The organism is Chelatococcus composti (assembly GCF_014201415.1).
In the GTDB taxonomy this organism is placed as follows: domain Bacteria; phylum Pseudomonadota; class Alphaproteobacteria; order Rhizobiales; family Beijerinckiaceae; genus Chelatococcus_A; species Chelatococcus_A composti.
In genome coordinates this window covers 47,297-57,937 of record NZ_JACHEH010000007.1, presented here as the reverse complement: position 1 = coordinate 57,937, position 10,641 = coordinate 47,297, and the positions used below count along the sequence as shown (strand labels likewise).

Annotated in this window: 7 protein-coding genes; 4 read left to right on the top strand and 3 right to left on the bottom strand. The window is 69.4% G+C overall.

Annotated features, from left to right (window positions below; genetic code table 11):
* Positions 1–72: 72 nt before the first annotated feature.
* The 3 genes from HNQ73_RS14840 to HNQ73_RS14830 all read right to left on the bottom strand — a co-directional run bounded on the left by HNQ73_RS14840 (position 73) and on the right by HNQ73_RS14830 (position 4,712).
* The gene (locus tag HNQ73_RS14840; protein WP_183335667.1) at positions 73–1,473 is read right to left on the bottom strand and encodes an adenylate/guanylate cyclase domain-containing protein; all 1,401 of its coding nucleotides are present in this window, start codon (positions 1,471–1,473) and stop codon (positions 73–75) included.
* A 72-nt stretch (positions 1,474–1,545) separates the two neighbouring features.
* Complete coding sequence (locus tag HNQ73_RS14835) at positions 1,546–1,989, bottom strand: Crp/Fnr family transcriptional regulator (protein WP_183335666.1); 444 nt, start codon at positions 1,987–1,989, stop codon at positions 1,546–1,548.
* Positions 1,986–4,712 (bottom strand): ABC transporter ATP-binding protein/permease, encoded by a 2,727-nt coding sequence (locus tag HNQ73_RS14830; protein WP_183335665.1) that lies wholly within the window; start codon positions 4,710–4,712, stop codon positions 1,986–1,988. The genes HNQ73_RS14835 and HNQ73_RS14830 overlap by 4 nt, the downstream gene beginning before the upstream one ends.
* 177 nt (positions 4,713–4,889) lie before the next feature.
* Between HNQ73_RS14830 and HNQ73_RS14825 the strand changes: the two genes are divergently transcribed.
* From HNQ73_RS14825 to HNQ73_RS14810, 4 genes are read left to right on the top strand one after another with little or no spacing between them, the layout of a single operon-like run.
* Positions 4,890–6,170 (top strand): glycosyltransferase family protein, encoded by a 1,281-nt coding sequence (locus HNQ73_RS14825; RefSeq protein ID WP_183335664.1) that lies wholly within the window; start codon positions 4,890–4,892, stop codon positions 6,168–6,170.
* Between the two features lie 5 nt (positions 6,171–6,175).
* Complete coding sequence (locus tag HNQ73_RS14820) at positions 6,176–7,492, top strand: glycosyltransferase family 4 protein (protein ID WP_183335663.1); 1,317 nt, start codon at positions 6,176–6,178, stop codon at positions 7,490–7,492.
* Positions 7,489–8,619 carry a glycosyltransferase family 4 protein gene (locus HNQ73_RS14815; protein WP_244650235.1) on the top strand — a complete coding sequence of 377 codons (1,131 nt, stop codon included), beginning with the start codon at positions 7,489–7,491 and terminating at the stop codon, positions 8,617–8,619. Before HNQ73_RS14820 ends, HNQ73_RS14815 begins: the two co-directional genes overlap by 4 nt.
* Positions 8,616–10,604: a glycosyltransferase gene (locus tag HNQ73_RS14810; RefSeq protein WP_183335662.1), complete on the top strand. Its 1,989-nt coding sequence runs from the start codon at positions 8,616–8,618 to the stop codon at positions 10,602–10,604. The genes HNQ73_RS14815 and HNQ73_RS14810 overlap by 4 nt, the downstream gene beginning before the upstream one ends.
* The last annotated feature ends 37 nt before the right edge of the window (positions 10,605–10,641 follow it).

The window sequence follows — 10,641 nt, the reverse complement described above, 5'->3', positions numbered from 1 at the left end:
CGAGAATGCCGCCGATCGCCCGCGACGGTCGGATATCCCGTCGGTGATGGGTCCGCCGCGGCCGCGCGCCGGTCACGCGGGCTCGGCCACCTTCTCCTGGTCGATGACGGCGAGATCGACCGGCCCCGCCACCCCCTCGACCGTGACGCCCGGCACGAGCCGGAAGGCGCTCGTCGCGGCGAAGCCCTCGGCCTCGGCCTTGACGAGCGTGGCCGCATCCGTGACCACGCAGGTGCAGCCGACCTTGTTATGCTTCTCGAGCTTGGCGGCGAGGTTCACCGGCTCGCCGATGACGGTGTATTCCAGCCGGCCATCGTTGCCGACGGTGCCGAACAGGACACGGCCGAAGACCGCTGCAAAGCCGATCTCGACCTTGCGACCGCTGGCCGCGGCGAAGGCGCGGCCGAAGACCGCCGCCTCCCCGGCAAGGGCGAGGGCGGCCCGCAGCGCATCGGCGGCCGGGGTCTGCGAGGCTCCGGTGCAGCCGAAGGTGGCGAGGATGCCGTCTCCCAGAAACTTGTCGATGGCGCCGCCGTGCTCGGCGATGACGGCCCCCATCCGCTGCTGGTAGGCCACGAGCAGCCGCATGACCTCGGCGGGCGGATGGTCCGCGACGAAGCGGGTGAAGCCGCGGATGTCGGCCATCAGCACCGCCGCCTCGACCATCTCGCCGCGCCCCGGCGCGAGCGCATCGCCGCTCGTGATGCGCCGGGCGATGGTGGGATCGAAGAAGCGGGACAGCTCCGCCGTCGCCGACAGGCCAAGCGCCGCCGTCAATAGCTGGCGCCGGCCGCGCGCGATGACGATGGCGAGGACACCGGTGAAGAGGAGGATGGCGACGATCTTCTCAACCTCGGCGCCAACGAGGATGCTGCTCGACGTCATGTAGGTGACGAAGTCGCGTGTCACCGGCCCGTCCCCGTCCGCGTCCCCGGCATGGAGGGCGTAGGCCGTCATCCCCACCCAGCCGGCGGCAGCGACGCATCCGGCGAAGATGACGAGGCGCGGCTCGAAGCGCAGCGCCCTGATGGCGATGAAGAGGAAGACGAGCAAAAAGGTCGGCGCCTTGAGATAGAAGGCTGCTGGCTGCTGGTATTGCAGGTGGAAGGACCAGATGAGACCGTAGAGCAGCCCGAAGTCGACGACCGTGAAGGCGGGCACCAGCCAGCCCCGCATCCGCCCGCGCCGGGCGAGCGCGACGCGCACGAGGCCGAGCACGAGGAAGATTCCGCCGACGACGGGAACGGGCCGGAAGGCGCCCATGGCGTCGAGCGCCTTGGGCGAGACGGCGTAGAGCACGTTGAAGAACACCGCGATGGCCACAACGAGCCAGGCGGAGAGCATCTCCGCCTCGCGCGTCTCACCGTCGACGATGCGTTGCGCGCGCTCTGGCAGGCGCCCGAAGGTGCCGAGCGCCCCGAGCCGCCGCCAGGCGGAGCGCGTGCTGGCAGTGTCCAGGTTACCGACGGCCATGTTTCGCCCCGCCACTTGCCTCGCCGGGGCCATGTTAGCGCCGGCGGGCGCCGGGGCGAACCGCGCCCCTTATCAGGAGTTACTGCGCACGAGACGCGCGTTGGTCCGCTCCAGCCGCTTGGCGAGCTCGCGCATGACGGCAATCGACATCTGCGGGAACTGGTTGAGCAGCTCGAGGAAGACCCGCTTGTCGATCCGCAGGGCGACGACCGGCGTCGCCGCTGTCACCGTCGCCGAGCGCGGCGTGTCGGACAGGATGCCCATCTCGCCGACAACGTCGTTGCGGGCGAGCTCGGCCACCTTCAGCGGGCCCGAGGGCGTGTCGAGCGTCACCTCCGCCTGGCCTTCGAGGATGACATAGGCGGCATCGGCCGCATCGCCCTGCCGGAAGAACAGTTGCCCGGCGGAGAAATGCACCCGCTCGCCGGTGAAGGCGAGAAGCTTGAGCCGCGCGGGATCGATGTCCCGGAACATCGGCACCTGCCGCAGCGATTGAACTTCCGAATCGAGTGTCATCCGTGTCCCCCTACAGCACCGGCCGCCGCAGCGGAGCCGGCGTCGCGTCGGCTCGCACCGCCGGCCGGGCAGCGCCGCAGCTCCGCCCTTGCTCCCTCGAACACGATGAGCGCATCGAACCCCTCGGCCTGCGCTTCATCCCGTAGCACCGCGATCAAACAGCGATCCTCGAACATCGCCAGAAGGCCCTCACGGATGCGCCGCGCCTGCTCCTCACCATAGGCCACCAGCGCGCCGTCGAGAATGAGTATGTCGGGCTTCTTGATGAGGCATCGCACCAGATTGACGCCGGCCCGCTGGTGGGGGGCCAGAAGCCGCCCCCCGGGGCCGACCTGGAAGCCGAGCCCCACCTTCTCCACCTCCTCGCGCAGGCCCAGCTCGTCGACCACGGCGCTCACCACGCCCATGACGCGCGACTGGGCGTCGGCGATGCCATGCGCAATGCGGCCGAAGAGCAAGTTCTCGCGCAGGGGGGCGGCATCGCACACCCGCTCGGGATCGTAGAGGTCGAGCTGGCGCGCCCAGACGGAACCATCGAGCTCTTGCCGGAAGATGGCACGGGCCGCGACGATCGCCTGCCGCAGCCGGTCGTCGAGAAGACCGAGGCGGTGGCGCGGCTCGATGTAGTCGAGTGCGAGGGCTATGAGACGCGAGCGGTCTTCCCCGATGAGGCTCTTCAGCCCCTTGGCCGCGATGCGCCGCAGGATATCCTCGTAGTCGGGCAGTTCGTCCGCATCGATGAAGGAGAACTGCTCGAAGAGCGGATGGCCCGGCGGCAGGTCGCGGAAGATCTCCGTCATCGTCTCGGTGATGCGTGCGCCGATGACGACGAGGTCGTCCGTCAGCCCGCCGCGGCTGAGCGCCTTGCGCACCACCGGGTTCACCGCCCGCCCCCGCCCCGTGAAGGCGGGCCCGACAGCGACGCCGAACAACAGGTTCTCGCCGATGCTGGCCTGGGCGTTGTAGCGCGCGGGATCGAAGGGCTCGACGAGGTTCTCGATGCCCTGTTCGGCCAGCATCGTGCGCAGGCGGCGGCGCGCCTCAACGACCTTTCCGGCAAGGTCGGGCATGCGCTGGCTGGACACGCGGCCGAGCAGGCCGAAGCGGTAGACGTCCTCGCGCATGCCGATCCTGCCGAGTGCCGCGAGCAGGACGCCGTCGAGCCCGTCGGCATCCTTCACGCCGAGGCGCTCGTAGTCGATCCACTCGTCATCGAGCCGGTCGACGGGATTGCCCGTGCGCTCGGCCTCCATGCGCCGGCGGCGCGCCTGCGGCCCGTCGTCCGGAATGCGCCGGACGGGCCGGTTGCGCAGGCCGTAGATGAGGTTTTCCCTGAGCGATCCGGGGAAGAGGGCGGGCTCCGACCCTGCATAGGCGAGATAGCGGCCGAGCTGGCTCTCGGGAATGCGTCCGAGATCGCGCCCCGCGATCGTGATGCGCCCGGCATATTCGTCGTGCCGGCGGGCAAGCGCCCGCGCCAGCGTGCTCGGCCCCGGGCCGCCGTTGCCGACAATTGCGAGCCGCACCGGAAACGGCAGCTCGAAGGAAAAATCCTCGACGAGGACGGAGCCGTGCGGGTCGGAGATGCGCAGGCGGTCGACGACGATGGGGCCCGCGAGCGGCCCGTCGTCCGTCTCCGGCGCGGCAAGGACATCGAGCGGGACGAGCTTGTCCGGCAGGAACTGCTGGATGATCTGATCATACTTGATCTGCACGTCGAGGCGCTGCTGGTCCCAGTCGATCAGCTCCTTCAGCGGCGGCGGCAGGTCCCGGTAGGCGCCGATGACGGCGACGAGCTGGCCGATGTCGAGCTGGCCCTTGAGTGCGAGATAGCCGCCGATGGCATAGAAAAGGAAGGGCGTGATCTGCGCGAGAAGGTTGTTGATGAACTTGACCATGAACTTCCACTTGTAGATGCGGAAGCGCAGGTCGAAGAGGTGGTGCAGCCGTTCGCCGATCTCCGCCTTTTCCCAGGCAGTGGCGTCATGGACGTGCACGGCCTCCATGCAATCGACGATCTCGGCGATGCGCCCGGCGAGCTTGCGGGAGGCGATCTGCCGCTCCTTGCCGAGGCGCAGCTGGACGCGCCGCATGCGCGGGATGACGACGAACTGCACCCCCACCACCGCTGCGGCGAGAAGGCCGAGCCACACGTTCTGGATGAGGATGAAGGCCATGGCCGTCGCGGCCTGGGTGCCGAGAAACAGGGGCTGGACAAAGGCATCGCCGATGAAGCCGCCGATGGGCTCGACCTCGTCCTTGATGATGGTCGCCGTCTCGGACGACTTCACGGTGCGCAGCGTCGAGGGGGTGAAGCGCAGCGTCGTCGAGAAGAGGTCGAATCGCAGCCGGCGCAGCATCCGCTCGCCGAGCGCCCCCTTGGCAACGTTGATCACATACTTGAACGCGCCGTTGATGAGGACGAGGGCGAGGAACAGCATCGACAGGCCGAAGAGCAGGCCCAGCTGGTCGACACGGAAGCCCTCGAACAGCTCAACCGCGCCCCCGCCCATGAAGGCGGGCAGGTCGAAGGCGATGATGAAAAACCGGGCTTCAGCGGCACCCTCGGCGAAGGCACCGCCCTGAATCGCGTCGTTGACGATGCGCTTCGGCAGGTCGAGCGACCAGAAATAGAATGGCAAGGAGGCGATCACGACCGCGAAGATCGCGAGCTGTTCGCGCTTGGAAAATCGCCAAATGTAGCGAAACAGGCTCTTGTCCAAGCCTTTCTCCTTGATTCAAGCTGCAGGCGTTGCCACTGTCCGTGACATACGCCCAGGAGGGAGTCTTGCTCGAGGACAGGGATGCGCGCCCGGCTGCATGCTAGAAGAATTAGATAAGGGCGCAAACGACCCTTGCCCCCTAGGCTACACCAACCGCGACTGACCAGGAGGCTGCCGATGAAGGCAGCAGAGATGGGCCCCCTGTTGCTGAACCCCGGGCAAGATGGGTACAGCCCGCATGCCGATCAAGACCAGCATGCGCGTGTCCTCATCTACAGCCACGATACGTTCGGCCTTGGGCATCTGAGGCGTTCGCGCGCCATCGCCAACGCGCTTGTGGCCGAGCGGCCCGGCGTTTCGGTGGTCATCATCTCGGGCTCTCCCGTCATCGGCAATTTCGAGTTCGGCTCGGGGGTCGACTACGTGCGGGTGCCCGGCGTCGTGAAGCAGCCGGACGGGGACTACCGCAGCCTCAATCTCCAGGTGCATCTCGAGGAAGCCATCGGCCTGCGCAGCGCCATCATCGAGCAGACGGCCCGCACCTTCCGGCCGGACCTCGTCATCGTGGACAAGGAGCCGACGGGTTTCCGCGGCGAGATCGTGCCCGCGCTCGAGCGTCTGCAGGGCACGGGGGCGCGCATCGTGCTCGGCGTGCGCGACGTGATGGACGAACCGGCCCTGCTAGTGCCCGAGTGGGAGCGCAAGGGCGCTGCCGAGGTGCTGGAGCGCTACTATGATGAGGTGTGGGTCTACGGCCTGCGCGAGATCTACGAGCCGCTCGCTGCCCTGCCGCTCGGCGAAGACATCACGAGGCGCATCACCTACACCGGCTACCTGCGCCGCAGCCTGCCGCAGGAGCCCGGCCTGACGCGCTATCCCAGGATCACGAAAGGGCCGTTCGTGCTCGTCACCACGGGCGGGGGCGGCGACGGAGACGACCTCATCGACTGGACGATCTCCGCCTACGAGACCTCCAGGCCGCCGGAACTTCCGGCGGTCATCGTCTTCGGCCCCTTTATCAACCGCGACACGCGACGCGGCTTCATGGAACGCATCGCACGCAACCCCAAGCTCGACGCCATTGCATTCGACACCAAGCTTGAAGTGCTGATGAGCCGCGCCACGGCCGTCGTCGCCATGGGCGGCTACAACACGTTCTGCGAGGTGCTGTCGCTCGACAAGCCCACGCTCATCGTGCCGCGCACCAGCCCGCGGCGCGAGCAGTATATCCGCGCCGTGCAGGCCGAGCGGCTCGGACTCGTCAACATGCTTGTGCATGAGAACGGCCGGCGCGACCCCGAGCGGATGGCGCGCGCCATCGACCGGCTGCCGGAACAGAAACGCCCGTCGGAAGTAACCGTGCCAGGCCTCCTCGACGGGCTCGACGTCATCCAGCAGCGCTTTTCCTCGTGGCTCGCGCAGCGCGGCACGGGGGCGATGAGCCAGGCCGCCGAATAAGCGATATGACGAAGCAGGGTTCCCCTCGCGGCGCTTCGCCGCCGTCGCGCGTCGCCATCGTGGTGAAGGGCTACCCGCGCCTGTCCGAGACCTTCATCGCCCAGGAAATTCTCGGGCTGGAGCGCAACGGCCTCGACCTCGCCATCTGGTCCCTGCGCCACCCGACAGAGCGCGTCAGCCACCCCATGCACCGGCAGATCGCGGCGCCCGTCACCTATCTGCCCGAATATCTCTACCAGGAGCCGCTGCGGGTGCTGCGCGGCGCCCTCGCTGCCCTGCGCAATCCGCGGCTCGGCAAGCTCCTGTCGGCCTTTTGGCGCGACCTGAAACGCGATTTCACGCCCAACCGCGGCCGGCGCCTCGGGCAGGCACTGGTCATGGCCCGCGAGCTGCCGCCGGACATCCGCCACCTCCATGTCCACTACCTGCACACGCCCGCCTCGGTCGTGCGCTATACGAGCCTGCTGACGGGTCTCTCCTTCAGCTTCTCGGCCCACGCCAAGGACATCTGGACGACGCCGGAGTGGGAGAAGCGCGAGAAGATCGCCGAGAGCGCCTGGGGCGTCACCTGCACCGAGACGGGGCACCGCCACCTCGCCGCCCTGGCGCCGGACGCCGGGCATGTGCGCCTCGTCTACCACGGGCTTGATCTCTCGCGCTTTCCAGCCCCGCCAAAAGGGCGCCCGCCGCGAGACGGCAGCGATCCTGCCGATCCTGTCCGCATCATCTCCGTGGGACGGGCGGTGGCGAAGAAGGGTTACGACGACCTGCTCAGCGCCCTCGCCGCGCTGCCGGAGGGGCTGCACTGGCGCTTCGCACACATCGGCAGCGGCGAGCTGCTGGCCAGCCTCAAGCAGCAGGCCGCGGCCAAGGGCATCGGCCACAAGGTCATCTTCCTCGGCGCCAAGGCGCAACCGGACGTCATCAGCCTCATGCGCGAGGCGGATATTTTCGTGCTGCCGGCCAAGGAAGCCAAAAGCGGCGACCGTGACGGGCTGCCCAACGTTGTCATGGAGGCGGCGAGCCAGGGCCTCGCCATCATCGCCACCGACTTCTCCGGCATTCCCGAGTTCATCCGCCACGACCGCGAGGGCTGGCTGACGCCGCCGGGTGACTGGGAGAGCCTCGCCAACGCCCTCAACCTGCTCGCCCGAGACCCGCAGGTGCGCCACCGGCTCGGCATGGCCGCCTATGAGCGGTTGCGGAACGACTTCTCCGCCGACGGCGGCATCGCGCGCATCGCAGCGCTCCTGCGCGCCAGCCTCAGCGTGGCGACCGACCAGGGCGCCGCCAAGACCGAGAAGGAGGAGGCACGGCCGTGAGCGGCGGCCCCCTGGCCTTCTACGCACCGCTCAAGGCCCCGGACGACGCGACGCCGTCCGGCGATCGGCGCATGGCTCGGCTGTTCCTCGCGGCGCTGGAACGGGCCGGCTATCGACCGGAAATCGCCAGCAGGATCAGGACGTTCGACGGATCCGGCGACAAAACGATTCAAGCACGGCTGCGCGCCGAGGGAGAGCGCGAGGCGGAAAGGCTCGTAGCAGCCTACGGCGCCCTCGCCCCGGCGCAACGGCCGCGGGCGTGGTTCACCTACCACGTCTACTACAAGGCCCCCGACTGGACGGGGCCGCGCGTCGCCGCAGCGCTCGGCATCCCCTATGTCGTTGCGGAGGGCTCGCGCGCACCCAAACGCGCCGGCGGACCGTGGGCCGTGGGCCACGAGGGCGCCGAGCGGGCGCTGGACGCCGCACGCCTCGTCTTCGTCATGACGCACAACGACCGCCCGGCGCTGGAGGCAGCCCGCCAGCCGGGGCAGGATCTCGTCGATCTTCCACCCTTTCTCGACGTAAGCGGGCGCAAAGGAGGCAATGCTGCGGGCCCGGCGGACAAGGCCGCCCGACCCGCCCGCCTGCTCACCGTGGCAATGATGCGGCCGGGCGACAAGCTGGCCAGCTACCGCCTGCTGGCGGAGGCGCTCGGCAGGCTCGCCGGGCTGCCGTGGCAGCTCACCATCGTCGGCGATGGCCCGGCACGGACCGAGGTCGAGGCGCTGTTCGCTCCCTTCGGCGAGCGGGTGCGCCTTGCCGGGCGCGTGGACGACAGGAACATCCTCTCCCATTTCTATGCCGAGGCCGATCTCTTCGTCTGGCCAGCAGTCAACGAGGCCTATGGCATGGTGTTTCTCGAGGCGCAGGCCGAGGGTTGTCCAGTCGTCGCAGGCGACGAAGGCGGCGTTGCGAGCGTTGTTCGCCACGGGGAGACGGGCGTCCTCACCCCGGCGCGCGACGCGGCGGCCTTCGCGACGGCCATCGTCGGCCTCCTCGGGGATGACGTGCGGCGGCGGCACATGGCAGCCGCGGCAAGCCGCTTCGTCCACGGCGAGCGCTCGCTCGAACGCGCCGCCACCGTCCTCGCAGACGCCCTGTCCGCCATCGGAGTTCGGCCTTGAAGCGTCACATTCTCATCGCCGTCACCCACCTGCTCGGCGCCGGGCATCTCACGCGCATGGCAGCGCTCGCCCGTGGCCTCGCGCGCGCCGGCCATCGCGTCACCCTCGCCTCCGGCGGCATGCCCGCGCCGCTGGTGCGGCTCGACGGCGTGGAGCTGCTGCAACTGCCGCCGCTGCGCTCGAACGGCGTCGACTTCCGCACCCTTCTCGACGCCGACGGCAAGCAGGCCTCGCCCGCACTGCTCCAGGAGCGGGCAGATCTCCTCGCCCGCGCCGTGAGGGAGGGCCGACCCGATGCGGTGATCACCGAGCTTTTTCCCTTCGGCCGCAGGATGTTGGCTGCGGAATTCATCACATTGATTCAAGCCGCCCGCGCGCTGAAGCCTGCCTCGATCCTGCTCGCCTCGGTGCGCGACGTGCTGGTGGCGCCCGCGCGCGCCGAGCGGGTTGCAGAGGCGGAGGCGCGGCTTCTGTCGGCCTATGACGGCATCCTCGTACACGGAGACGAAGCGGTGCTGCCGCTGTCGGCTTCATGGCCGGTGAGCACTGCACTGCAATCGCTCCTCCACTACACCGGTTATGTGGACGAAGGGGCCGACCGCCCGCAGCAGGCCGAGCCGGACGACGCGCCGCGGGGCGACTTCGTCCTCGTCTCAGGCGGCGCCAGCGCAGCCGCCATGCCGCTCTACCGGGCGGCCATCGCGGCTGCCGGTCTCATGCCAGAACGTCCCTTTCACCTGCTCGTCGGCCAGGGAGTGGATGCAGAATTGTTCAACGAGCTCGCGGCGGCCGCCCCGGTCAACTGCACCGTCGAGCGGGCGCGCCCTGACTTCCGGGCCCTGCTCGCGCGCTGCGCCGTCTCGGTAAGCCTCGCGGGCTACAACACCGTGACGGATCTCATCCGCACGCGGGCACGGGCTGTGCTCGTGCCCTTCGAGGAAGGCAACGAGACCGAGCAGCGCCAGCGTGCCGAGCATCTCGCCGCCTCCGGTCTCGCAGAGGTGGTGCCCCAGGCGGCGCTCGACGGCCCGCTGCTGGCCGAGGCCATTGGCCGCGCGTTGTCGCGGCCGCGGCCGGAAGCGTTCGCCGTCGCGCTCGACGGTGTGGAACGGACGACGGCGATCATCGAGGAGCTCTGCGCGCGTCCCCGGCCGGCAGCAGCGCCACTCGCGCCCCTCCGCGCCGGCACCGATGGTGAGGCGCGCGGCTGGGCCGCGCTCGAGGAGGCGCTCGACATGCTCGCCCGCAGCGGCCGGCGGCTCGGCCTGTGGTGGCGCGACGACGACGCGACACATACGACGCCGGCCCTCGACAGGCTGCTCGCACTCTCCGAACGCACCGGCGTGCCGGTGGCGATCGCCGCCATCCCGTCGCGGACGGGTAACGACCTTGCGGTGCGGCTCGCCACAGTGCCGCACGCGCAGGTGCTGGTACACGGCTTCGCCCACGCCAATCACGCCCCGGCTGACGAGAAGAAGGCCGAGTTTGGGCCCCACCGCGACCCGACGGAGCTGACGCGCGACCTGCGCAGCGGCCTGATGCTGGGCCAGGCGCTCTTCGGCGACAAGCTGGTGCCCGCCTTCGTGCCACCCTGGAACCGGTGCACCCCGGATATCGCCCCTGCCCTAGCCCGTGCAGGCTATAGTGGGCTTTCACTCTTCGGCGACCGGACGGCGGCCGACATGGCCGGCCTGCCGCTCGTCAACACCCACGTCGACCCAATCGACTGGCGTGGCACCCGCAGCCTCGTCGATCCGGCTCGCCTGCTCGCAGGGCTCGCACAGGCCATCCTGCGGCGCGTAGGCGGTCTCGCCGACGCGGACGAGCCGATCGGCCTCCTCACCCATCACCTCGTGCACGACGAGGCCGTCTGGCAGTATTGCGAACGGCTCCTCACCGTTCTGGGGAGCAGCGGCGCCCTCACCCCGCTTTCGGCCCGCGAGATCTTCGCCGGCACGCGGGAGGGCCGCGCCCTCCGGCCATGAGTGGCCTGCCGGCACTTTCGTTTGCCATCAGCCGAGG